Annotated in this window: 20 protein-coding genes, 1 tRNA gene and 1 pseudogene; 11 read left to right on the top strand and 11 right to left on the bottom strand. The window is 58.1% G+C overall.

Annotated features, from left to right (window positions below; genetic code table 11):
• Positions 1 to 11 precede the first annotated feature (11 nt).
• From AUK77_RS03070 to AUK77_RS03085, 4 genes and pseudogenes are all read right to left on the bottom strand, one after another.
• Positions 12 to 1,276: pseudogene (locus AUK77_RS03070) on the bottom strand (EAL domain-containing protein).
• A 73-nt stretch (positions 1,277 to 1,349) separates the two neighbouring features.
• Positions 1,350 to 1,694 carry a hypothetical protein gene (locus tag AUK77_RS03075; protein ID WP_296125970.1) on the bottom strand — a complete coding sequence of 115 codons (345 nt, stop codon included), beginning with the start codon at positions 1,692 to 1,694 and terminating at the stop codon, positions 1,350 to 1,352.
• Entirely contained in the window at positions 1,691 to 2,074 is a 384-nt protein-coding gene (locus AUK77_RS03080; protein WP_296125974.1) for a phage holin family protein, read from the bottom strand. The genes AUK77_RS03075 and AUK77_RS03080 overlap by 4 nt, the downstream gene beginning before the upstream one ends.
• Positions 2,075 to 2,087: 13 nt before the next feature.
• Positions 2,088 to 2,405, bottom strand: coding sequence for a YqjD family protein (locus tag AUK77_RS03085; RefSeq protein ID WP_296125977.1), 318 nt, complete (start codon positions 2,403 to 2,405; stop codon positions 2,088 to 2,090).
• Positions 2,406 to 2,793: 388 nt separating this feature from the next.
• On the opposite strand from AUK77_RS03085, the gene AUK77_RS03090 reads away from it, so the two are divergent.
• A complete protein-coding gene (locus AUK77_RS03090) occupies positions 2,794 to 4,002 on the top strand; it encodes an ammonium transporter (RefSeq protein WP_296125980.1) in 1,209 nt (402 codons plus the stop codon).
• A gap of 66 nt (positions 4,003 to 4,068) precedes the next feature.
• Here the strand turns inward: AUK77_RS03090 and AUK77_RS03095 are convergent, their stop codons facing one another.
• Positions 4,069 to 5,343, bottom strand: a complete 1,275-nt coding sequence (locus AUK77_RS03095) for an OprD family porin (protein ID WP_296125983.1) — start codon at positions 5,341 to 5,343, stop codon at positions 4,069 to 4,071.
• A 260-nt stretch (positions 5,344 to 5,603) separates the two neighbouring features.
• Between AUK77_RS03095 and AUK77_RS03100 the strand changes: the two genes are divergently transcribed.
• Entirely contained in the window at positions 5,604 to 6,761 is a 1,158-nt protein-coding gene (locus tag AUK77_RS03100) for a DUF5610 domain-containing protein (RefSeq protein ID WP_296125985.1), read from the top strand.
• A 50-nt stretch (positions 6,762 to 6,811) separates the two neighbouring features.
• Positions 6,812 to 7,054 carry a glutaredoxin family protein gene (locus AUK77_RS03105; RefSeq protein WP_296125988.1) on the top strand — a complete coding sequence of 81 codons (243 nt, stop codon included), beginning with the start codon at positions 6,812 to 6,814 and terminating at the stop codon, positions 7,052 to 7,054.
• Positions 7,055 to 7,142: 88 nt separating this feature from the next.
• Here AUK77_RS03105 and AUK77_RS03110 read toward each other — a convergent pair.
• From AUK77_RS03110 to mobA, 3 genes are all read right to left on the bottom strand, one after another.
• Positions 7,143 to 7,219: transfer RNA gene (locus AUK77_RS03110), tRNA-Pro, on the bottom strand.
• A 127-nt stretch (positions 7,220 to 7,346) separates the two neighbouring features.
• Positions 7,347 to 7,568 (bottom strand): YgdI/YgdR family lipoprotein, encoded by a 222-nt coding sequence (locus AUK77_RS03115; RefSeq protein ID WP_296125991.1) that lies wholly within the window; start codon positions 7,566 to 7,568, stop codon positions 7,347 to 7,349.
• Positions 7,569 to 7,641: 73 nt separating this feature from the next.
• Positions 7,642 to 8,223, bottom strand: coding sequence for a molybdenum cofactor guanylyltransferase MobA (mobA, locus tag AUK77_RS03120; protein ID WP_296125992.1), 582 nt, complete (start codon positions 8,221 to 8,223; stop codon positions 7,642 to 7,644).
• Between the two features lie 67 nt (positions 8,224 to 8,290).
• Here mobA and moaB point away from each other — a divergent pair, with 67 nt between their 5' ends.
• On the top strand, positions 8,291 to 8,830 hold the full coding sequence (gene moaB / locus AUK77_RS03125; RefSeq protein ID WP_296125996.1) for a molybdenum cofactor biosynthesis protein B: 540 nt from the start codon (positions 8,291 to 8,293) through the stop codon (positions 8,828 to 8,830).
• A complete protein-coding gene (gene glp / locus AUK77_RS03130; RefSeq protein ID WP_296125998.1) occupies positions 8,827 to 10,041 on the top strand; it encodes a gephyrin-like molybdotransferase Glp in 1,215 nt (404 codons plus the stop codon). The genes moaB and glp overlap by 4 nt, the downstream gene beginning before the upstream one ends.
• Positions 10,042 to 10,245: 204 nt before the next feature.
• Here glp and AUK77_RS03135 read toward each other — a convergent pair whose 3' ends face one another.
• Positions 10,246 to 11,169 (bottom strand): LysR family transcriptional regulator, encoded by a 924-nt coding sequence (locus AUK77_RS03135; protein ID WP_296126001.1) that lies wholly within the window; start codon positions 11,167 to 11,169, stop codon positions 10,246 to 10,248.
• A gap of 157 nt (positions 11,170 to 11,326) precedes the next feature.
• Here AUK77_RS03135 and AUK77_RS03140 point away from each other — a divergent pair, with 157 nt between their 5' ends.
• On the top strand, positions 11,327 to 12,556 hold the full coding sequence (locus tag AUK77_RS03140; protein WP_296126004.1) for an acyl-CoA dehydrogenase: 1,230 nt from the start codon (positions 11,327 to 11,329) through the stop codon (positions 12,554 to 12,556).
• A 93-nt stretch (positions 12,557 to 12,649) separates the two neighbouring features.
• On the opposite strand, the gene AUK77_RS03145 is transcribed toward AUK77_RS03140, so the two are convergent.
• Together AUK77_RS03145 and xthA are read right to left on the bottom strand one after the other, a co-directional pair.
• The gene (locus tag AUK77_RS03145; protein ID WP_296126006.1) at positions 12,650 to 14,032 is read right to left on the bottom strand and encodes a phosphate ABC transporter substrate-binding/OmpA family protein; all 1,383 of its coding nucleotides are present in this window, start codon (positions 14,030 to 14,032) and stop codon (positions 12,650 to 12,652) included.
• A gap of 101 nt (positions 14,033 to 14,133) precedes the next feature.
• Positions 14,134 to 14,949 (bottom strand): exodeoxyribonuclease III, encoded by an 816-nt coding sequence (xthA, locus tag AUK77_RS03150; protein WP_296126009.1) that lies wholly within the window; start codon positions 14,947 to 14,949, stop codon positions 14,134 to 14,136.
• A gap of 143 nt (positions 14,950 to 15,092) precedes the next feature.
• Between xthA and AUK77_RS03155 the strand changes: the two genes are divergently transcribed.
• The 5 genes from AUK77_RS03155 to tpx all read left to right on the top strand — a co-directional run bounded on the left by AUK77_RS03155 (position 15,093) and on the right by tpx (position 23,485).
• Positions 15,093 to 15,734 carry a GNAT family N-acetyltransferase gene (locus AUK77_RS03155; RefSeq protein WP_296126011.1) on the top strand — a complete coding sequence of 214 codons (642 nt, stop codon included), beginning with the start codon at positions 15,093 to 15,095 and terminating at the stop codon, positions 15,732 to 15,734.
• 94 nt (positions 15,735 to 15,828) lie between these two features.
• Positions 15,829 to 17,556 carry an autotransporter assembly complex family protein gene (locus AUK77_RS03160; RefSeq protein ID WP_296126013.1) on the top strand — a complete coding sequence of 576 codons (1,728 nt, stop codon included), beginning with the start codon at positions 15,829 to 15,831 and terminating at the stop codon, positions 17,554 to 17,556.
• The gene (locus AUK77_RS03165; protein ID WP_296126015.1) at positions 17,556 to 21,221 is read left to right on the top strand and encodes a translocation/assembly module TamB domain-containing protein; all 3,666 of its coding nucleotides are present in this window, start codon (positions 17,556 to 17,558) and stop codon (positions 21,219 to 21,221) included. Before AUK77_RS03160 ends, AUK77_RS03165 begins: the two co-directional genes overlap by 1 nt.
• Positions 21,222 to 21,511: 290 nt before the next feature.
• A complete protein-coding gene (locus AUK77_RS03170) occupies positions 21,512 to 22,855 on the top strand; it encodes a sodium:alanine symporter family protein (RefSeq protein WP_296126017.1) in 1,344 nt (447 codons plus the stop codon).
• 129 nt (positions 22,856 to 22,984) lie between these two features.
• Complete coding sequence (gene tpx, locus AUK77_RS03175) at positions 22,985 to 23,485, top strand: thiol peroxidase (RefSeq protein ID WP_296126019.1); 501 nt, start codon at positions 22,985 to 22,987, stop codon at positions 23,483 to 23,485.
• Positions 23,486 to 23,496 lie beyond the last annotated feature (11 nt).

The raw sequence follows: 23,496 nt of genomic DNA on the forward strand, positions 1-23,496 counted from the left end.
GCGAGGTTCGGTTAAAAACCGGCGGCGTCGATGTCGATGAGCAAGAGCCGCTTGCCGTTGTCGATAAATTGTCCGGCTGTCAGGCAGTACTGGTTGGTGGTGGCGTCGCGGTAGGTGCTGGAGAGAATCAGTCGGCGTTCTTCCCAGCCTTCGGCCAACAGCTGGTAGAAGTACGGTCGCCAGGACCAGTTGTGGCCGATGTAGCGGCTGTCGCTGTGCCAGGTCTGTTCGCGCCATTCCAGGTTGGCAGTCAGTTGTGGGATGAAAATAAAGTGTCATCCGTATAAATAAAGTTTCATCCTTTCGCCGATTGAGCAGCCATCTGCATGTAAAAAGCTGGAATCTGCGAGGCAAGTTGGGTGCCATGGCGGTCGCATTGGTAAATGCGCAGCAGCCAGGGGTGGGCGTGCGGATGGGGTAATTGTTCGGCGTGTTCGCCCGCACTGATCCAGGTTTTGAAGCTGTTCATCAGCTCGCCTAGTTGCTGGCGCAGCGTCATCAGGCGTGCGCGCTCGGCGAGTTTTTGTTGCACATAATGGTCGCGTAGTTGAGCAAAGCGTTTAACAAAGGCCTGGCTGCTGAAAAAGGCTTCTTCAGGTTTAGCAAACAGATAGCCCTGCACATAGCGCGCGCCGCATTCGAGGGCAAAATCCAGCTCTGCTTCGGTTTCGACTCCCTCGGCAATGATCCAGCAGCCGGTTTTTTCCGCCATCTGTGCCAGCGCTTTCACCACCTCGCTGCTGGGGCCGCCACGCGCAGCTTGTTGAAATAGGCGCATGTCGAGTTTGAGTATGTCCGGTTGCAAAGCCAGCACGCGGTCGAGCTGCGAATAGCCTGCGCCAAAATCGTCGATGGCGATTCTCGCCCCCGCTTGGCGGTAAGACGCCACTACGCCGGGCAAACGGCTGCTCGCACCACCCAGTTCGGTGATTTCAAACACAATCCGTGCCGGGTCAATGCCACTGTGTCCCAGTTGTTTAAGGCTGGGCAGAGGCTGCGCTGGACGAAGGCGGCTGATCCAGCGCGGTGAGATATTTAAACTGAGGAACCAGTCCGAAGGCGCCTCATGAAAGCGACTTAGCGCCTGGCGGCGGATTTCACGATCTAGGCGGCGTAGAGCGGCCGGCGGTGTTTTGGGGTCGCTGAACAATGGACCCGCCGAGTGCAATCGCCCGTCATCGCTGCGCAGCCGCGCCAGTGCTTCAACACCGGCAATACGCCCGGTGGCGGTATCGATGAAGGGTTGGAAAACAGCAAGCGGTTGTCCATTGAACACGGTCGGCTTCCTTAAGCAGGCGCTGCGCCTTGTGGGCGATTAAGCCTGGGGTTAAAGCAAGATCGTGGCCAGATTAATCCCCTGATGAAACATCTTTAGTCGGGTCGCTTGCTTGGCGCGGTGGATTGCGCCGCAACAAGGGAAAAGCAATCAGAGCAATACGCAGCCAGCGCCGCCAATGGCCTTTGCCCAACCCCAAGGTGGCTAACAGCAACGCGCCCGAAGCGACCCAAACTGGTGCGCCACCGTTTAATTCGTCTCGCCAATACCGCTTTAGCTGTTGCGCTTGGCGCAACGGTTGCAGCATTACCAAGGTCTCGTGGCGTAATTCCTGGCGGTGCATTTCCAAACGCATGCGCAGCAGGGTTTTACGCAGTTCACGGCGTGAAGCATTGGCAGGCAGTTCGGGCATCGTCATGGCAGCAGTTGCTCACGGTCACGGGCCAGTTCTTCAAGGCTGGCGCTAAACGGGGCAGGGGCATCACGCAGGCGCAGCAGCAGGGTCACTAATGCGCACAAAAAGCCCGCGGCGTAAGTGGCGCAGAGGGCTGTGATGACCAGCAGTTTATGGCTGTCCCAGAAGGCAATTAGCAACGCCGCAGATAAGCCAATAATCAGCAGGAAACCGAACACCACGCTTAGGCTGGCCAATACCAGCAAGCTAAGCGTGTGCTGCTGCTGCTCTTTGAACTCTTCGGCAAGCAACGCGAGATGACCGTGCAGCAAGCCGAGCAAAGCACTGGCAAAGCGACGTGGCGATTGTCCGCTGCTGGGCGGCGTAGAAGGTGTTGCATCCATAGACGGGTTCTCGTTAGCGCCGTGAAATCAACATGCCCAGCAGCAGACCGATGGCCGCTGCAATACCCAGGGTTTGCCAAGGATGGCTTTGCACATAGTCCTCTGTCGCGTCCAGCGCTGCCTTGCCGCGCACCTGAAGGGCGTCTTCGGCGTTATGCAAGGTGCTTCGCGCGCGGCCTAAGCTGCTGCGAATTTGCTCGCGCAGTGCTTCAGCCTGGTCGCCCGCGAGGCTGGCGGATTGGTGCAGCAAGCGCTCGGTGTCGCTAACCAGCGCCTGAAACTCTTCAAGCAGTTGGTCTTGGCTAGCGGACACAGGGTTTTTACGGGCCATGGTGTTTCTCCTAAGCGTAACGGTGTGAGTGTATGCGTTCGAGTCCTGAGCTGGACAGGGGTTCCTTTTTTCTCGGTCATCTATCCGTATTACCCCATGCACCCAAGTTTACGGGTGGTACAGCGCTTGCATTGTGCTGGTGCGCTCCTTTGCTTATGCGCTCTTTAATGGGGCTGCAAAGGTTTTGGCCTGGACGCCGTGGTGCATCACTAACTCATTAATAACTATGGAATTAGTGCCACGCTATGAATCTCTAAAAGCACTGGTTTGGTGCTTTAAGAGGTTGATTGCGGTGAGATGACAATGGAGAAATGCTGCACTCTGGTGCGTATTTTTACCTTTGTGATCTTCTTTGGTGCTTTTCCTCGCGACGGAGTTTTCTTCGCAGATGGACAACATCAACAGTGCTGTGGAAACACTGATTCACGGCTCCAATACCCTGTTTATCCTTTTGGGCGCTGTCATGGTTCTGGCGATGCACGCCGGTTTTGCCTTCCTTGAAGTGGGCACCGTGCGGCAGAAGAATCAGGTTAATGCCTTGTCGAAAATCATTTCTGACTTTGCCGTATCGGCTCTGGCCTATTTCTTTGTCGGATATTGGATCGCCTACGGCGTGACCTTCCTTGAACCGGCCAGTGTGCTGACCGAGGGCAACGGTTATGCCTTGGTGAAGTTCTTCTTCCTGCTGACCTTTGCGGCCGCCATCCCGGCGATCATTTCTGGCGGCATTGCTGAGCGCGCCAAATTCGGTCCGCAGTTGTGTGCCACGGTGTTGATCGTGGCCTTTATCTACCCCTTCTTCGAAGGGATGATCTGGAACGGCAACTACGGTTTTCAGGCGTGGCTGGGGGCGCAGTTCGGCGCCACCTTCCATGACTTCGCTGGTTCGGTGGTGGTCCACGCCATGGGCGGCTGGCTGGCTTTTGGCGCGGTGATTTTGCTGGGTCGTCGTAATGGACGTTACCGCGATGGACGTCTGGTGGCATTTGCCCCCTCGAATATCCCGTTTCTGGCGCTGGGCTCGTGGATTCTGATCATCGGCTGGTTCGGCTTTAACGTGATGAGCGCACAAACCCTGGGCAGCGTCAGCGGCCTGGTGGCGGTCAACACCCTGATGGCGATGGTCGGCGGAACAGTAGCGGCCTTGCTGGTCGGCCGTAATGACCCGGGCTTCCTGCACAACGGCCCGCTGGCTGGTTTGGTCGCGGTGTGCGCCGGTTCTGACTTGATGCACCCGGTCGGGGCGTTGGCCACTGGTGCGATTGCTGGCGCGCTGTTCGTCTGGGCGTTTACCGCCACCCAAGTGAAATGGAAGATCGACGACGTGCTTGGCGTGTGGCCACTGCATGGCTTGTGCGGCGTGTGGGGCGGGATTGCCTGCGGTATCTTCGGTCAGGAGATGCTGGGTGGACTGGGCGGCGTTAGCCTCGCCAGCCAGTTCATCGGCACCGCGCTAGGTGTCGTGGTGGCCTTGATCGGCGGTGTGCTGGTGTACGGCGTACTGAAAGCCACCGTGGGTATTCGCCTGAGCCAGGAGGAGGAGTACTACGGTGCCGACCTTTCGGTGCATAAGATCGGTGCCGTAAGCCAGGACTGATGGCTACACGTAATGCAAAAGGCCCGGACAGTGTCCGGGCCTTTCTATTTCAGCCTGCTGAAAGCGTTAAAGCAGCGGCAGGGTGTAGCTGACGATCAGACGGTTTTCGTCGATATCATTGGCAAAGTTCGAGCGCACAGACGCATTGCGCCAGCGCACGCCAAGGTTTTTCAAAGCACCTTCCTGGAACACATACATCAATTCGGTGTTGCGTTCCCATTCCTTGCCTTCGGAACGGTTAGCACCCAACTCGACGTTGTCACCGGTCAGGTAGCGGGTCATGAAGGTCAAACCCGGAATGCCGATGCTGGCGAAGTTGAAGTCATAACGCGCTTGCCAGGACTTTTCATCCTTGTTGGCAAAGTCGCCGATCTGCACGTAGTTAACCAAGAACGGATCGGTACCGTTGATGTAAGCGAAACCTGTGTCACCACTCATTTTCTGGTAACCCAAACCCAAACTATGGCCTTGAATACCATAGGTAATCATCGCGCCAAGGGCTTTGTTGTCGATATTGCTACGGCCTTCGTCAGTCGATCGGGCATAGCGCAGATCGGTCTTCAGGGTCTGTTTGTCGGCTAGCGGCAGCACGTGTACCAGACTGAACGAGTTCTGTTTGTACATATCCTCCAGCTTGGAGTGGTAGTAGCCGGCCGTCAGGTCAGAGGTGACCTTGTAACTGCCGCCTAAAAAGCTGAATGAGTCAGTGGCATTGGTACCTGTGACTGTGATGCCGCGACGACCGCCGGTGGTCAGTGAGATGTCTTGGTAGTCATTAGAGTTGCGGTCGTTCATCTCACGGACATGGCCCATGTCCAGCGTGAGGCCTTCAATTTCCTGAGAAACCAAATGCCCTGCCTGGAAAATTTGCGGCAGGAGGCGTAAGTCGCTAGAGGAGATCGCCTGGTTTTTGAACTGCATGGCACCTACGCGTAGCGTGCTCTTGGACACTTTAACCTTGGCCGCTAACGCCAGATCTGAGTGGTTGTCCTGAGACCCGCCCGATTTATCAGGAACCAACAAGCCGCTACCTGATGTGCCGTCGCCGGAGTCAAGTTTGAAACCGAAGGTGCCAATCGCATCAGCACCAAAACCTACTGTGCCTTCAGTGAAGCCCGAATCTAAACGCAGAATAAACCCTTGAGCCCATTCGTCTTGTTTGGACTGGCCGTTGGCGAGACTGCCGCCATCCTGACGAAAGTCGCGGTTGAAATAGAAGTTACGTGCTTCGATGGTGGCTTTGCTGTCCTTGATAAATTCAGCTTGAGCCAGCGATGGCAGTGTGAGGCAGGAACCCAGCGCGGCGAGAGCCACGGCGCGGGCGAGGGGAGATTGACTCATTATTGTTAGCTCCTCGTGTGTGCGGGTCGGTTTATGGCCGATCTGTTACAGCGAGTGGCAATAAAACATGCTCGGCGTTGCTTGGCCCTTAGACTTTGGTCGCCCAATGACAGGCCATGGCAATCAAATAACCGCTCACACTATTTGATAAATGGCTCTAAACGGGCAGCCTGACCGTTTATCGTGTTAAGCGGTTGAGGGCTTAAGTTTTTCCATTTATGGCCGTCAACCGATAAGATAGATTGCCCAGGTAAACCGTTATGAATCCTCTGGCCTCGCTTATATCCTCCTCATCGCGTCCTGCAACGGCGCTTACTCCCTCCGCTGCGCGCTCTCCAGCCTTTGATGCGCAAGCCACGCTGGCGAATCGTCTGGCTGAGCGTTTGGGTTTTGAACCGGGCGCGTTAGCGGGTAAAACCAATGACTACACCCCAGAGAAAGTTGCCGGGCGAATTCTGGGTTTTATCGAACAGCGCTTGCAGACTGAGCAAGCCGCCGGAGCCGATCCGGCCAAATTACAAAGCCTCTTGGAGCAGGCTCGCAGCGGTGTTGAAAAGGGCTTTGCCGAAGCACGCAAGATTCTCGACGGCATGGGCGTGCTGCAGGGCAAGGTAGCGAGCGACATCGACGACACCTACCAGAAAATCCAGGACGGTTTTAGCGAGTTGGACCAACGCTTTAATCCGCCTGCATCGGCCAGTAATAGCAATGTTTCCGCAGCTGCTTACAGCGAGCGCTTTGCCGCGCAGGCCGAAACCTTCGACATGCAAGTGACTACCCGTGACGGTGATCGTTTACGCATTTCCATCGCCCAAGCCTCGGCCAACTGGTCGCAAAGCCCTGTGGCGGCGAGCAGTAATGGCAACGCCAGCGCTCTAGTTGCCAGCACTCAGTCCGGCAGTATGCAGATCGGTGCTTGGCAGGTCAGCGTTGAAGGCGAGTTGGATGCAGACGAACTGGGCGCGCTGGAGAAGCTGTTCAGTCAGGTGCAGGAGTTATCCAACAGCTTTTATGCCGGAGACATGGCCGGCGCATTTGACCGTGCCATGGCCTTGGAAATGGACGGTGAACAATTGGCCTCACTGTCACTCAACCTGACGCAAACCAGCGTAAGGCAGGCCACTGATGCCTACAGCGCTGTGGCGCAGAGTGGTGGGCAGGCAGCCAGCGCGGTCAATAATTCGCTGATTGAATACGCTCAGGGGTTGCTGGAGGCGCTGCGTAGCACCAGTCAGGTGGCCGAGGAAAGCAGCGCTAAAGGCAGTCTGCTCGATCTGCTTAAGGGCGGCTTCGCCTTGGATGAGCGCTTTGACAGTGCGCGGCTGGATAAGGCGGAGCAACTCAACAGCCGCTTGCTTGATGGTCTGCAAAAGCAGCTCAATCCGGCGCTGGATAGCAACCCTGCCAGCGACGAATAAGTCAGTCGTAATGCTAAACTGCGCCTCCATTTCTAACTGGAGGCGCGAACATGCTCCCGGAATGTCAGTTGCTGGGCACCCTTGGCTGCCACCTGTGCGAAGTCGCCGAAGCGCTGCTGATGCCTTTTGTTGAACACGGCTTATTGGTTGAGTTGATCGACATCGCTGACGATGAGCAGTGGGTCGAACAATACGGTTTGCGCATTCCTGTGTTGAGGCGTATCGATAGCGGGGCAGAGTTGAACTGGCCATTCGAAGCGGAGCAGGTCGCTGCATTTATTAGTGCAGCCTGAGTTCCCCATCATCGGCAGCTATGCTGCTGCGCCTTACAAATCCTAGGCACAAAAAAGCCCGCATCTGTTGATGCGGGCTTTTTGATTTTGGTCGGAGAGGCAGGATTCGAACCTGCGACCTTCTCGTCCCGAACGAGACGCGCTACCAAGCTGCGCTACACTCCGATGGCCGAGATTCTACTGAAAAAGTTTTACGGTACAAGGGGTTAGCGTTTAATTTTTTCTATCGGCGTAGTTCGTAAAAAGCGTCCATGCCGTACTGGGCGATGCGTAGCATCGCCCAGCTTGAGTCCTAAAGTTCTTTGAGCGTACGCACTTGGTCTTTGTTCACCTTGGCGCGCTTGCCATCCAGTTGCTCGAACTCGTAAAAGCCCGTTTCTTCATCAAACTCTGGCTCGTCAGTGGTCTGAATCTCACGGCCATCGTTGAGGGTGATCACGCTAGGCGAGGCGCAGCCAGCAAGCGTGGCCAAGCCCAGTGTCAGCAGCAGTGCTGCAGTGATCCGTTGAGTCATAACAATCTCCTTTGTGATTTAAAGCGGCTTTAGGTACGACGAAATTTTGCCCGCCAAGTTCCCCGGCAGCGCTTTATCGGGCTGTGACGAGTGTGTCTGGCGTGTTGAAGTTTGCCAAACGAGGGTCGGCGAGCGCGCAGTCGATTGTCAACGGGTCGAGGCTGCGCAGCCAGCGTTGCGGACTGCGTTCGCCGGCTTGCCAGGCCTGTTCAAGATCAGCCAGTAATGCACAAGGAATCAGGCTAAACAGCGGCTCGTAATAGTCGCCACGACGCAGTACCACGGCACGTTCACCCGCCTGATCCAGCAGCGTGTGCAGCAACGCGTTATCAAGCCGGGGCGCATCACAGGGCAACAATAAAAGATGCGCGTGCTGCGCTACCCGCAGTCCTGCGCGGATTCCGGCCAGTGGGCCTTGGAAGTCCTTGTCATCATCATGCACCAGGCGATCGGCAAAGCAGGCATAGCGGTCACTGTTGCGGTTGCAGGAGATGATTAAATCGTCCGTCAGCGGTCGAACCAGATCATGCAGCCAGGCAATCAGGGGGCGGCCTTGCCACTCCAAGAGGCCCTTGTCGGCACCGCCCATGCGCTGTCCGCGTCCGCCAGCGAGCAGTAACACCGAGCATGTGGATGGGGTATTTGTGCCAGGCATAAACGGTCTCCGAAAACAGCCCTGTGATATAACGGCGGGCATTATTGCCCATAACCGGAAGCCTGCCATGAGCCATAAGGCCGACGCACCTTTTGTGCCCCTGAACATTGCCGTTTTGACGGTGAGCGACACCCGCACCCTGGACACCGATACCTCTGGTCAACTGCTGGTTGATCGTTTGCAGGCAGCGGGCCATCAATTGGCCGCGCGGGTACTGCTCAAGGACGACCTGTACAAAATCCGCGCTCAGGTGGCGACCTGGATTGCTGAAGATGAAGCGCAAGTGGTGCTGATCACAGGCGGCACAGGTTTCACCGGCCGCGACAGCACGCCGGAAGCGGTGACCTGCCTGCTGGACAAGCAAGTAGATGGTTTCGGTGAGCTGTTCCGACAGATTTCCGTAGCTGACATCGGCACCTCAACCATTCAGTCCCGCGCCTTGGCCGGGCTGGCCAATGGCACGCTGGTGTGCTGCCTGCCGGGGTCGACCAACGCCTGTCGTACAGCGTGGGACGGCATCCTCGCCGAGCAGTTGGACAACCGTCACCGCCCGTGCAATTTCGTCGCGCATTTGAAAGCCGCAGCGCCCTGCGAGAGCCGTGGATGAGCGGCTGTGATATGCCGGGGCTGATGCCCGTTGAAGTGGCGTTGGCGCGTTTGCTGGCGCAGGCTGAAGCCAGTGCGATTGAAGAGATCGAGCACGTCAGTCTCCACGCAGCCGCAGGCCGGGTATTAGCTGAACCACTGGTTGCCACCTTGGATTTACCGCCTTGGGCCAATAGCGCCATGGACGGTTATGCCTTGCGTTTGAGTGACTGGACGGGCGAACCGCTGCACGTCAGTCAGCGGATTCAGGCTGGCAGCGCCCCAGCACCCTTGCAGCCTGGCACCTGCGCGCGGATTTTTACCGGCGCGCCCATGCCGGCCGGTGCCGATACTGTGGAAATGCAGGAGAACGCCGTGCTGCAAGCCGATGGCCGGGTGCTGTTTAGCCAGCCATTGAAGCTCAACCAGAATGTCCGCCCCCAAGGGCAGGAAGCGCGGCAGGGTGACTGTGTGTTGCCCGCAGGCACGCGCCTTGGGCCTATCGAATTGGGTTTGGCTGCATCGCTGGGCTGCGCGGTGTTGCGCGTACGTCGGCGGCCGCGTGTGGCGGTTTTATCCACCGGCGATGAGCTGGTCGAGCCTGGCCAACCTTTAGGTCTCGGGCAGATCTACAACAGCAATCGACCTTTGCTGATTGCCTGGCTGGAGCGTTTGGGTTGTGAGGTAGTCGACGGCGGCATCTTACCTGATGACCTCGCACTGACCCGTGCGGCCCTGACTGCATTGAGCGGTGTTGATCTGATTCTCTCTACCGGCGGCGTGTCGGTGGGCGAAGCGGATTATCTCGGTATGGCCCTGCGTGAAGAGGGTGAACTGGCACTATGGAAGCTGGCGATCAAACCAGGAAAACCGCTGACCTGCGGGCAGTTTCGCGGTGTGCCGGTGATCGGTTTGCCGGGCAATCCGGCTTCGACCCTGGTGACCTTTGGCCTACTTGCCCGACCTTACTTACTTCGCCGCTTGGGCGTTCAGCGGGTCGAGCCGCTGGGCTTTGCTATGCCGGCAGGTTTTGCTTGGAGCAAACCGGGCAAGCGCCGTGAATACCTGCGCGCGCGTCTGGAGAATGGTCGGGTGGTGCCTTATGCGAATCAGAGTTCCGGTGTGCTGCGCAGCGCAGCCTGGGCCGATGGATTTGCCGAAGTGCTGGAAGACACGACGCTGGCAGAAGGCGATAGCCTGCGGTTTATTCCACTTAGCGAGCTGCTTGGATAAGCCGTCCCCACTTTTCTCTGAAAGCCCTTGCTAGCGGCAGCGGTTAAACCAATGGCAAAACTCCAGCAAGGTTTAGCTGCAAGACTCACTGCGCGGTAGACGTTGGTTTAGATTTGAAATTGCAGGTGGCCACGTCGCAAGCCTTCACGCCGCTTTCTAAGCTGCGTGAAGGCGCTGATAAGGACTCTCTGCGCCAAGCGGGGCTTATTGCTGTTCTGCTTTTTCCCGCGCGCACACCAGCTGGCACAGCTCAATAATTTGCTCGCGCATCCAGCGGTTGGCCGGGTCTTGGTCGGTGCTTTCGTGCCAGTACAAATGCGTTTCCAGCGGCATCATGTCTTTGATGGGCAATTCGAAAAACTGCAGGTCATTGCGTTTGGCGAAACGCTCCGGCACGGTCATGGCCATATCGGTGGTCTGCAGTACGGTGGTGGCCATTAGGTAATGTTGTGAACGCAAGGCAATTTTGCGCTGCATGCCTTGTCGCCCCAATGCCAGATCGACATGCCCCAAACCGCTGCGGCGACTGGAAATGTGAATGTGGGTCAGAGCCATGTAGTCATCCAGGCTGATTTTGTCTTTGTTCAGCGGGTGGCCACGGCGCATGGCGCAGACGTAGCGATCTTCCATCAGTTTGACGTGACGCACCTGCGGGTCGGTATTGAGCGGGGCGTCTACGGCAAAGTCCAAGCGGCCAGCGGCCAGTTCCTTGGTGGTTTCGCGGCGACGAGCCAGCATGCTCTCGATATTGACATTGGGGGCCATGCGTCGCAGTCGCTGAAACAACGGCGGCAGGATGAGCGCCTCAGTGAGGTCAGTCATGCTGATGCGAAAGGTTTTGTTGGCCTGCGCCGGATTGAAAATGCGACTTTCCTGTACCGAGATCCGCAGTTGCTGCAGGGCATTTCGCACCGGGCCGATGATGTTCTGAGCCATCGGCGTAGGCACCATGCCCTGTGCGGTGCGCACAAACAGCGGGTCATTGAAGGTTTCACGCAGGCGCGCCAGCGCATTGGAAACTGCTGGCTGAGTGATGCCGACAATCTGCCCGGCGCGCGTCAGGTTGGCCTCGGTGTAGATGGCATCGAAGACGACAAACAGGTTGAGGTCGACCTTGTTCAAATTCATTTCACGCACGCTCCGCAGGTTGTCGGCATCAGTGGATCATATATCGGTGATGAATGTTTATACACGGCGAGAATAGATTAGGTAAATCCAAAGTCCTGTTCTAGCATCATTTTAATTCACCGAATTTCCTCACAATCAGCGTCAGAAGGTAGCCCCCATGGATTTCGCCTACTCCCCCAAGGTTCAGGAACTGCGTGAACGCGTCACCGCGTTTATGGAGACCCATGTCTATCCAGCCGAAGCCATCTTTGAGCAGCAAGTCAACGAGGGCGATCGTTGGCAGCCAACGGCCATCATGGAAGAACTGAAAGCCAAGGCTAAAGCCGAAGGTTTGTGGAACCTGTTTCTGCCCGACTCTGAACTGGGCGCCGGCCTGACCAACACCGAATACGCGCCGTTGGCTGAAATCATGGGCAGCTCACTGATTGGAGCCGAGCCGTTCAACTGCGCCGCACCTGACACCGGCAACATGGAAGTGTTGGTGCGTTATGCCAACGAAGCACAGAAAGAACAGTGGCTGAAGCCGCTGCTGGACGGCACCATCCGTTCCGCATTTGCAATGACAGAGCCGGCGGTGGCGTCCTCCGATGCCACCAACATGCAGGCCCGTGCGGTGCGTGAGGGTGATGAGTGGGTAATCAACGGCCGCAAGTGGTGGACTTCAGGTGCCTGTGATCCGCGCTGCAAGATCATGATTTTCATGGGCCTGACTAACCCGGACGGCCCGCGCCACCAGCAACACTCGATGATTCTAGTGCCGATGGATGCCCCTGGGGTGAAAGTGCTGCGTCCGCTGCCGGTGTTTGGCTACGACGACGCCCCGCATGGCCACGCCGAAGTGCTGTTCGAGAACGTGCGCGTGCCCTATGAAAACGTGCTGTTGGGTGAAGGTCGTGGCTTCGAAATCGCCCAGGGTCGCCTTGGCCCAGGCCGTATCCACCACTGCATGCGCTCCATCGGTATGGCTGAGCGTGCGCTGAAACTGATGTGCGAGCGTTCCATCAGTCGCACCGCTTTCGGCAAACCACTGGCTCGGCTGGGCGGCAACATTGACCACATCGCCGACTCGCGTATGGAAATCAACATGGCGCGCCTGCTGACCTTGAATGCGGCCTACATGATGGACACCGTGGGCAACAAGATTGCCGCCAGTGAAATCGCTCAGATCAAAGTCGTGGCACCGAATGTGGCGCTGAAGGTGATTGACCGTGCGATCCAGATCCACGGTGGTGCTGGGGTGTCCAACGACTTCCCGCTGGCCTACTGGTACGCCATGCAGCGCACCTTGCGTCTGGCCGATGGCCCGGACGAAGTGCACCGTGCGGCGATTGGTAAGTTCGAGATTGGCAAGTACGTGTCGAAAGACTTGATGAAAGCCAGCCGCTAAGGCTGAGCGTTAAACAAGAGGCCCGCGAATGCGGGCCTCTTGCGTTTTACTGTTTAGAAACCGTCTCGGCAGCGAGAAAAGGTCAGTAACCGGTTAATAGACCCAGACCTCTACGCGGCGGTTCTTGATGCGGCCGTCATCGGCGGTGTTGGCGGCCACCGGCAGTTCGTCACCCATGCCGATAATGTCGCGGAAAATAACCCCTTCTTTGTTTAGCTCACGCCTTACCGCCATTGCCCGCAGCTTGGACAGCAATTCGGCGCGGGCCGGGTCGGCTTTTGCGTCACCGAAACCAACCAGCACTACTTTATCGCGCAGCTTGTCGTGGTCACGCAGGTACTTAATCAGCCGGTTGAGATCACGCAAGGCTTTATTGTCGAGGTTGGCGCTGCCTTCCTGAAAACGAAAGTTAACCGAGAGGCGCTGTGCATTTTGCGCCAATGCCTGGTAGCTGGCTGGCATTTGCGTATGCGCCGGAATTTTCACGGCCTGCACGGTTTGCGCAATAAAGCCGCTTTGCTCAACGATGGCCTGGCCCCTTGGGCTGTGGGCGAATTGCACCAGTGCCTGGGTCCAAGGGTTGTTTGTATCGGGGGCGTTATACAAAAACAGGCGGCGTGAGAGTGGGTAATCCTCTGTGGCGATCAGGGTCAAACTGGGCAGCATCGGCTGTGAGTCACCGGAGGCAATGGCCACGGCTTTGGCCTGGCGAATGTAGGGCAGGCCGATAAAACCAATGCCGTTGCGATCCTGGCTGACGGCATCCGACAGTTGCTCACTCGACTCAAAGCGCTTTGCCTTTGCTGCCAGAGCTTTGCTGTTGGCGCTCAGCACCAGTTCTTTGAAGGTGTCGAAGGTGCCGGATTTATCGTCGCGGGCATACAGGGTGATGGCCCCGGCCGGTGCGCCCAATTGCGCCCAGTCCGTGATTTCACCAGCAAAAATTTGCGCCAGTTGCACGGTGCTCAATGCCGCGAGTGGGTTACTGGGATGCAGGATGATAGCCAGGCCATCCAGGGCAATGATTTGCTCGGCACTGGCGCTGTTCATATCACCCAAGGCGAGCAGGCTCTGGGCTTCACTGTCTTTAATCGGGCGTGAAGAGGCAGCCAGATCAGCAGTGGCAGCGGCCAGGGAGGTAAACCCGGTGCCTGAACCATGGGCAGCCACATCCAGAACGACACTGCGGCCATCATCGGTTTTGGCCAGCACGCGTTGTTCGTTTTCTGCCATACCGGGCTCAATGCGAATGGCCTTCAAACCTTGCTCTTCGAGCAGGCCCTTCGCCAGTGCCGGGCCCAGTCGGGCGCCAATGGTGTTGGAACCCTGTATGCGCAGCACGCTGCTGTTATCGCTAGGGATGGGCAGGGCCGCAAAGACTGACCAAGGCAGTGCATAACAGATACAGCCGAGCACCAGAAAACTGATAGTGCGTGGCCAAGTTTCTTGATCGGCAGCAGAGAGGGTGCGCGGCATGCGGCAATCACCTTATGTGGTGGCTGAAAGTGCCGCGACGATAAGACAAATAAGTGACTGAAATATGACAGCCACTTATCGGGCAGCCGCTCTGGGCCGGCTTATTCGGCCAGTTTTAACCAGATAGGTGCGTGATCGGAGGGCTTCTCCATGCCGCGCAGGTCATAGTCGATACCGGCATCTTCGATGCGTGCCTGCAAGGCCTGAGACGCCAAAATCACATCAATGCGCAGGCCGCGTTTAGGCTCATCCTCAAAACCCCGGCTGCGGTAGTCGAACCAACTGAAGCGATCATTCACCGCTGGGTTGAGGTGGCGGAAGCTATCGACCAAACCCCAGTTTTTCAGGGTGGCTAACCACTCGCGCTCCTCGGGCAGAAAGCTGCATTTGCCACTTTTAAGCCAGCGCAGGCGATTGGGTTCACCGATACCAATGTCGCAATCTTCAGGCGAGATATTGATATCGCCCATCACGACCAACGCTTGTTCCGGGTTGAATTGATTGACCAGCAGGTGCTGCAAGTCGGCGTAAAAGCGTTGCTTGGCCGGGAACTTGGTCGGGTGATCACGGCTCTCACCTTGCGGAAAGTAGCCATTCATCACCGTCACCGGATTGCCTTGTGCGTCGGCAAAGGTGCCGTAGATAAAACGCCGCTGCGCGTCCTCGGCATCACCAGGAAAGCCCTTATGCACGCTCAGCGGTTCTTTACGTGACAGCAGGGCGACGCCGTAGTGGCCTTTTTGCCCGTGATAATGCACGTGGTAACCCAACTGGCGGATATGCGCCTCGGGGAACTGTTCGTCGGCGACTTTGGTTTCCTGCAGGCCGATGACATCGGGCTGGTGCTTCTCAATCAGCGCTTCGAGTTGATGCGGCCGTGCACGCAGGCCGTTGATATTGAAGGAGACAATCTTCATGGGCTGCAGTCCTGGATGTCGCTGTGGAAAGCGCGCGATGCTATCCGATTAACCGTGCACACGGCCAGTCTATGGCGGTGGCGGATGGGCGGTGCTAACGTGCCAAAAGGCCCGTAAATCAAGAACAACATGAGGTCACGCCGATGCCCAATAGTCTCGCCGAAATTCGTATGCTCGATAGCGGCTATGCCCGTGAAGCACGCTCGCTGCTCTATCACGCTTACCGCCATGACCCGACGTTCGCTTACTTGTTTGAAGCCGAGCGCCCTGGCTATGACCAGCGCGTACGCGCCACGGTGCGTGAATTGGTGCAGCAGCATTTTGTTGAAGACCTGCCGGCCATTGGCTTGCTGATTGATGACCGTTTGATTGGCATGGCGCTTATCGCGCCGCCACAACGACGCATGGACATCACCGAAAGTTGGTCTTGGCGCATGCGCATGTTGCTCAGCACCGGGTTTCGCTGCACCAAGCGCTACCTTGAATACCATGAGGCGGTGATCACCTGTTTGCCGCCGGGGCCTTATCACGTCTTGCCGCTGCTGGGGGTGCATCCGCAATACCAGGGCCAGCAGTTGGGTGAGCAGTTATTGGAAGCCCTGCATAACTGGTGCGCCGAAGACGCCAGCTCGCAAGGCGTGGTGCTGGATACCGGTAACCCGCATTACCTCGCGTTCTATCAACGTCAGGGTTACGAGGAAATCGGTCAAGTAGCCATTGGCCCGATTATCGAGCACGTGTTCTTTCATCCAAGCCCGCAGTTGGCAGTTAAAGCCAGCGCCTGATGGGTTGCGACGCGGTGCAGAATGGCGGCGCGTCGCAACTATTGTCCGTTACTGAGGCTCTAAATCGGCCATTGGCTCGTGCTAGCATCGCTTCATGCGTGTTTTTCTCACTCTCATAATTGGTCTTTTGTGCCTGCCGTTCAGCGCTCTGGCTCTGGCTGAAGCTCAACTGCGTGTGCGGATTGAGCCGGCCAATACCGCGCTGAAAAGCAATGTTGAAGCCTATATCGGCAATCTGGGTGAGCGTGATGCCGAGGCGCTGCAGCGCTTTCGTCGCGTGGCTGAAAGCTCGGCGCTCAAGGCGGTGCAAACCTTGGGTTATTACCAAGCGCAGATCAGCAGCGAAGTCAGTGACGGCGAAAAGCCGCGCTTAACCCTAGTGGTTGTAGCCGGTGAACCCGTGCGTTTGCGTGAGGTGCAGGTGCGCGTCGAGGGGCCGGCCAGTGAGCTGCGCGCTTTTCGGCAACCCGCCAATTCGTCGCTGCGGCCAGGCGCTCAACTCAATCACGGGCATTACGATGCCGCCAAACGTGACATTCAAAATCAGGCGTCGCGTTATGGTTTCTTTGCCGGGCGCTTCACGCAGCAACGCTTACTGATTGATCCTGATGCGGGTGTTGCGGACATCGAACTAATCTACAACAGCGGCCCGCGCTATCAAATGGGTGCGGTGAATTTTAACGGTGACGCGCCGTTCGATGATCAACTGCTGCAGCGCATGGTGCCGTTTACCGCACCAACCCCGTATGACTCGGCATTGATTGCCGAGCTTTATCAGGCGTTGCGTTCCAGTGGTTATTTTGAATCGGTGCAGGTGGACGCCAACCCAGCGATGGCGCAGGGCGAGCAGATTCCGGTGCAGGTTGAGCTGCAAGTGCGCAAGCCGCGCAGCATGGGCTTGGGGCTGGGCTTTTCGACTGACGTGGGGCCGCGCGGGCGCGCCAACTGGACGCGTCACTGGGCCAATACTCAGGGGCACAGCTACGGAGCGGAGCTTGAGCTGTCCGCCCCACGGCAAAACGTCGGCCTGTGGTATGACGTGCCGCTCGACCCGCCACTGACCGACAAATTGCGCGTGGCCGGCGGTTATCAGGCCGAAGACCTGGCCAACACCGACAGCCGCAGCCGCTTGCTGACCTTCGGCCCGGAATGGCACAGCCAGCTCGACAGCGGTTGGCAGCGCGTGCTGTCGCTGAAAGCACAGCATGAGGAATATGACCTGGGCGACGAGGCTGGGATCAGCACCTTATTGATGCCCGGCATCAGTTATTCGTTGTTGCGCAGCGATAACCAAGTGGACCCCAACCAGGGCTATCGCTTGCAGTTTGATCTGTCCGGTGCCGCCAAAGGGCTGTTGTCGGATGCCAACGTGTTGCACGGCAATATTCAGCTCAAGGGCCTTACTACGCTGTTTCAGCGCCACCGTGTACTCGGTCGGGTGCAGGTGGGTGGCACGGAATCAGACGGTTTTGCCAAGGTGCCGCCCTCGCTACGCTTTTTTGCCGGTGGCGATCAAAGCGTGCGTGGCTATGACTATCAAAGCCTGTCACCGCAGAACCGCGCGGGGGATAAAATAGGCGGGCGCTACCTGTTTACCACCAGTGCTGAATATCAATTCAGCTTGACCGAGCGCTGGCGCTTGGCGAGCTTTTTTGATCAGGGCAATACCTTCGATTCGCTCGCGCTGCCATCACTAAAAAGCGCGGTTGGCGTGGGGGTGCGTTGGGTCTCACCGCTAGGGCCATTGCGCCTCGATCTGGCCCATCCGCTGGATGATCAGGGCGGCGTGCGCCTGCACTTTTCCATGGGGCCGGAGCTGTGATGCGTCCTATACGCCAAGGCCTCTTTGGGCTCGCCGCGCTGCTATTGGTTTTGCTCGTGAGCCTCGTTGCGCTGGTGGGCACGCAAGCGGGCAGCCGTTGGTTGCTGGCGCAGGTGCCGGGTTTGCAGGTGGACGGTTTTCAGGGGCGCTTGGCGGGGAGCTGGCAGGCGGCGCAACTGAGCTGGCAACAAGGCGATACCCGCGCGCAGGTGCTCACCCCCCGTTTGCGTGCATCGCCCAGTTGCCTGCTGCGCATGACGCTGTGCATTGAACAGCTGCACAGCGGGCCGGTGCAGCTGTTTTACCCAGAAGCACAAAGCCCGAGCAGCGAGCCTCTCGTGCTGCCCGCGCTGCGCCTGCCACTGACCCTGCACCTGGACGATGTGCAGATCGAACGCCTGCAACTTAACGGCGTAGAGCAGCTACAGACGCTGCAACTGGCGGCGCGTTGGGATGCACAGGGCGTACAGATCGACCGCCTTAGCCTCAAGCGTGACGATCTGCACCTGGCACTCAGTGGCCAACTGCAAACGCAAGGCGACTGGCCGGTAAACCTTAACGCCCACGTGCAGTTACCGGCACCGGATAAACAGGCCTGGCCTTTAACACTGCAACTTACGGGTGCGCTGGGCGAACGCTTGCTACTGAACGGTAACAGTCAGGGTTACTTAAATGCGGTATTGAGCGGCTGGTTACAGCCTTTGGACTCACACCTGCCGGCCGAATTACAGGCCAAGGTGGAGTCCTTTAAAGCCAGCGCTGAACTGCCAAACAGCCTGACACTTGAGCAGGTGTTGATCACTGCCCGTGGTGATTTGGCCGCTGGTTATCAACTCGACGGCTCGGCTTCGCTGCCTGCCGCCGATGCCCCTATGGCCTTAACGCTGAGCGCCTTGCTAAGTGCCGAGGGCGCGCAGATCAAGCACCTTAATCTCGACGCCGATGCCGAGCAGCAGGTGCACCTCAGTGGTGAGGTCAACTGGCAGCAAGGACTGAGCCTCGACACTCGATTTGCTTGGCAGCAGTTTCCCTGGCAACGCTTGTATCCCCTGGCAGAAGCACCTCCGGTGGCGCTGCGTAGCCTGAATGGCGAACTGGCATATCAGGATGGCCACTACCTGGGCCATTTCGTCGCTGAGCTGGACGGCCCGGCAGGGGCATTCAGCCTGCAAAGCCCTCTGAGTGGTGACTTCAATAATCTCTATTTGCCCGAACTACGCCTGCACGCGGGGCAGGGCAAGGCGGAAGGCCAAGCTTCCCTCGGGTTTGCCGGGCCATTGCGCTGGGATGTGCGCCTGCAACTGAGCCAATTAAACCCGGCGTACTGGCTGGCCGAGTTGCCGGGCGCGCTGGCGGGGCCGCTCAACAGTGCCGGTAGCCTGGACGATGGGCAGCTCAAGCTCAGCGCAGATATCGACCTGAGCGGACGGTTGCGTGGCCAGCCGGCAAAGTTGCTGGCGCAATTTTCCGGTGGTCTCGATCAAGGCGAACTGAGCGCCTTGGACGTGCGCTTGGGGGATAACCGCCTCAGTGGCCAGGCGGCCTTGCAACAGCAACTCAGCGGCCAATTGCAGCTAAACATGCCGCGTTTGGCGCAGTTATGGCCAGGCCTGCAAGGGCAACTGAGCGGGGCGCTGAGATTGGCGGGCACCCTGCAAACGCCACAAGGGCAGTTACAACTGCAAGGCCAGCGCCTGAGCTATGCCGACCAGCAAGTGCGGCAACTTGATCTGAATGCGACGCTCAATGCCCAGCAAAAGGCTCAACTCAGTGTGCAGGCGCAAGGCCTTGAGCTGAATCAACAGGATCTCGGCAGCCTGAATTTGGACGCCTCAGGTGATGTGCGTCAGCAACGTCTGGCGCTGAGCCTGCAAGGGCCGCAGCTGCACAGCGAACTGGTCTTGGTTGGGCAGTGGGACAAAGGCAACTGGCGCGGTAGCCTGAGCCGTGGTGAGTTAACCAGCAGCGGGCAGCGCTGGCAGTTGCAGCAACCGGCGCGGGTGCAACGCCTGGCTAACGGTCAGCTGAGCCTGGGCGCGCATTGTTGGCAGTCTGCCGCCGCCAGCCTCTGCGCAACCGAGCAGCAACTGTTGCCCACCCCCAAGTTGGACTATCAACTGCGCCAGTTGCCCATGAGCAGCCTGGCCGCGTTGTGGCCAGCGGATTTCAGCTGGCAGGGCGAACTCAATGGTCGCTTGCAACTGAACATCACCCCGAGCGGCCCGGTCGGCACTCTGGAGCTGGATGCTGGCCGCGGCTTCTGGCGCATCCGTGAGCAAGAACAGTGGCTGGACTTTGCCTACGACAGCCTGCGCCTGAGTTCGCAGTTACGCCCGCAGCGCATCGACAATCAACTTGAGCTGCGCGGCCCAGCCATTGGTGCATTGGCGCTGCAAGCCCAGCTAGACCCGCGTCCAGCGAACAAACCGTTGTCCGGCAGCTTCCGCCTTGATGGCCTGGATCTAGCGCTGCTGCGTCCGTTTGTGCCCATGGTTGAACGTCTCGCGGGGCAGATAAACGGCCGCGGCACGCTTTCAGGCTCGCTGTTATCGCCACAGATCAACGGCAACCTGCGCGTGGATAATGGCGAGGTGAGCGGCGCTGAACTGCCCATGAGCATCGAAGCCCTGCAGGTGCGTGCGCAGATCGATGGTGATCAGCTGCAGCTGAATGGCGATTGGCGTAGCGGTGAAAGTGGGAAGGGCACACTGGCTGGGCAAATGAGCTGGGATGCAGGTTTGGCCATGGAGTTGCACGTCACCGGCACACAATTGCCGGTGACGGTAGAACCTTACGCCGCGTTGCTCGTTGAACCGGATTTGCGCCTGCGTTTGCGTGATGACCAGCTCTCGCTTGCCGGTAAGTTGCTGATCCCCAGCGGGCAGATTGAGGTGCGAGAATTGCCGCCCTCTACCGTGCAGTTGTCCCGCGACGCCTTGGTGTTGGGTAGCGCCGACGGTTCTTCCGCCAGCACAGCCATTGCCATGGATATCGACGTTGACGTCGGCCAGCAGCGCTTGAGTTTCAAAGGATTCGGGCTGACTGCTGACTTGCTCGGGCGCGTGCACATTGGCAACGACCTGGACACCCGTGGCGAGTTGAGCCTGAACAAGGGGAATTTTCGTGCCTATGGCCAACGCCTCACAGTGCGCCGTGCGCGGTTGCTGTTTGCTGGGCCGATTGATCAGCCGTTCCTCGACATTGAAGCGGTGCGTAAAGTTAACGACGTCACCGCCGGCCTGCGCCTGAGTGGCAATGCCGCGCAACCCACCAGCACGGTGTTTTCTGAACCGGCCATGAGCCAGGAGCAGGCCTTGTCTTATCTGGTCATGGGGCGGCCATTGGGGCAGGGTGGTGGAGATAACACCATGCTCGCCCAAGCCGCACTGGCACTGGGTATGGCCAGCAGCGCCACGGTGGTCAACAGCCTGGCGCAGGGGTTGGGCATCAGTGATTTTCAGCTCGACACTCAGGGCACCGGGCTAACCACCAGCGTGGTGGCCAGCGGCAACCTGTCCGAACGCTTGAGCCTGCGGTATGGCATGGGTGTGTTCGAGCCTGCGAACACCATTGCCTTACGCTTTGAGCTAAGCCGCAAGCTCTATCTCGAGGCTGCCAGCGGGTTGGCCAGTTCACTCGATTTATTCTACCGGCGTGATTTTTAGCCGTTGTTTATCCGGGGTTAAGCTGGATTAAGCGTGTTAAATCGCGTTTAAATTGCGCCCCTCGCTCAAAACGTCTGAGCGTTGAAATCTAAACAGTGAATCCCCCTATCAGACTCTTCATATACTGGCCGCCGCTTGAAACTGGCCAGTCTTGATGCTGACTGATAGAGCCCGATCCGTTGCCGACACGCCTGCCAAACACAATGTGCGTGCTTGTAACGATGCCTACCCGGCCATCGGAGAAGCGCAGGTTACCCCCTCGCGTTCACTACAAAAATAAGGAAATGAGCATGGAATTTATCAACACCCTGGTTAATCAACTCAACGGCGTGGTGTGGGGCCCGCCCATGCTGGTGATGATTCTCGGCACCGGCCTGTTCCTCATGCTGCGCCTCAACTTTATGCCGTTGAGCAAGATTGGCGCAGGCTTCAAATTAATGTGGCAAGGGCGTCAGAAAGGCGACGCCGAAAGTGGCGAAATCAGCCCCTTCCAAGCCTTGATGACCTGCCTGGCGGCTACCGTGGGTACCGGCAACATCGCCGGTGTGGCCACCGCGATTTTCCTGGGCGGCCCTGGCGCGCTGTTTTGGATGTGGTGCACCGCGCTGGTGGGCATGGCCACTAAATACAGCGAAGTGGTGCTGGCTGTGCATTACCGCGAAAAAGACAAAAACGGTGAGCACGTCGGCGGGCCGATGTACGCAATCAAAAACGGCCTGGGCAAAAAATGGCTGTGGTTGGGCACTGCGTTTGCCATCTTTGGCGGCCTGGCTGGTTTTGGTATCGGCAACATGGTGCAGGTCAACAGCATGGCCTCTGCGCTGCACACCACCTTCAATATCCCACTGTGGGTCACCGGCGTGGTGACCATGTTGTTTGTCGGCATGGTGATTCTGGGCGGTATCAAACGCATTGGTAAGGTTGCTGCGACCCTGGTGCCGTTTATGTGCGTGGCCTACATCATCGCTTCCTTGGTGGTGCTGGTGGTCAATGCGGCTGAAATTCCAGCCGCGTTTGAGATGATCTTCACTTACGCCTTTACCCCCATTGCTGCGACGGGTGGTTTTGCCGGTGCGGCGGTGATGGCGGCCATCCGCTTTGGCGTGGCGCGCGGTATTTTTTCCAACGAGGCTGGCTTGGGCACTGCTGGTATCGCGCAAGCGGCTGGTACCACCAGCAGCCCGGTGCGTTCGGGGATGATCGGCATGCTCGGGACGTTTATCGACACCATCATCATCTGCTCGATGACCGGTCTGGCCATCATCACCTCGGGCGTATGGACCAGCGGTGCCAGCGGTGCAGCCTTGTCGGCGGCAGCCTTTGAGCAGGCTATGCCAGGCGTTGGCGGTTACATCCTGACGCTGGCCCTGGTGGTGTTTGCCTTCACCACCATCCTGGGTTGGAGCTACTTCGGCGAGAAATGCTGGGAGTACATGGTCGGCACCCAAGCCATTCTGCCGTTCCGGATTCTCTGGGTGGTGGCGGTGCCGTTCGGTGCAATTGCCCAACTCGATTTTGCCTGGCTGGTGGCCGACACCCTCAATGGCTTGATGGCCATCCCCAACCTGCTGTCGTTGCTGCTGCTCAGCCCGATTGTGGTGAAACTGACCAAAGAGCATTTCGCAAAAAATTAATGTAGGGAATGGGCGAGCAGGGTAGGCTGACCCACTGGTCAGCCTTGCTCGCTGTATCACCGGGCGCGAGCATGCTGCTAGCAGGTTCGCGCCCTTATTTTTTAATCAGCATAAGAAAGGATTAACTCCATGGCACACGTCACCCTCAAAGGTTCTCCGGTTGAAGTCGCCGGTCAATTGCCCCAGGTCGGTCAACAAGCTCCAGCCTTCAGCCTGGTGGCAGGCGATCTGAGTGATGTCAGCCTGGCCAGCCTGGCCGGCAAGCGTAAAGTCCTGAACATTTTCCCAAGCGTGGACACGCCGACCTGCGCCACCTCGGTGCGCACTTTCAACACCCGTGCCAGTCAGTTGGATAACACCGTTGTGCTGTGCATCTCCACCGATTTGCCGTTCGCTCAGGCGCGTTTCTGCGGTGCAGAAGGCCTGCAAAACGTGGTCAACCTATCGACCATGCGCGGTGCTGACTTCCTGCAGAACTACGGCGTAGCCATTGCCAGCGGCCCGCTGGTTGGCGTGGCAGCCCGTGCCGTTGTGGTGCTGGATGAACACGACAAGGTGCTGCACAGCGAATTGGTTGGCGAGATTGCCGACGAGCCGGACTATGAGGCAGCCCTGGCGGCGCTCAAGTAGCACCGCGACTC

Source organism: Pseudomonas sp. Ga0074129 (assembly GCA_001465025.1).
Classification (GTDB): domain Bacteria; phylum Pseudomonadota; class Gammaproteobacteria; order Pseudomonadales; family Pseudomonadaceae; genus Aquipseudomonas.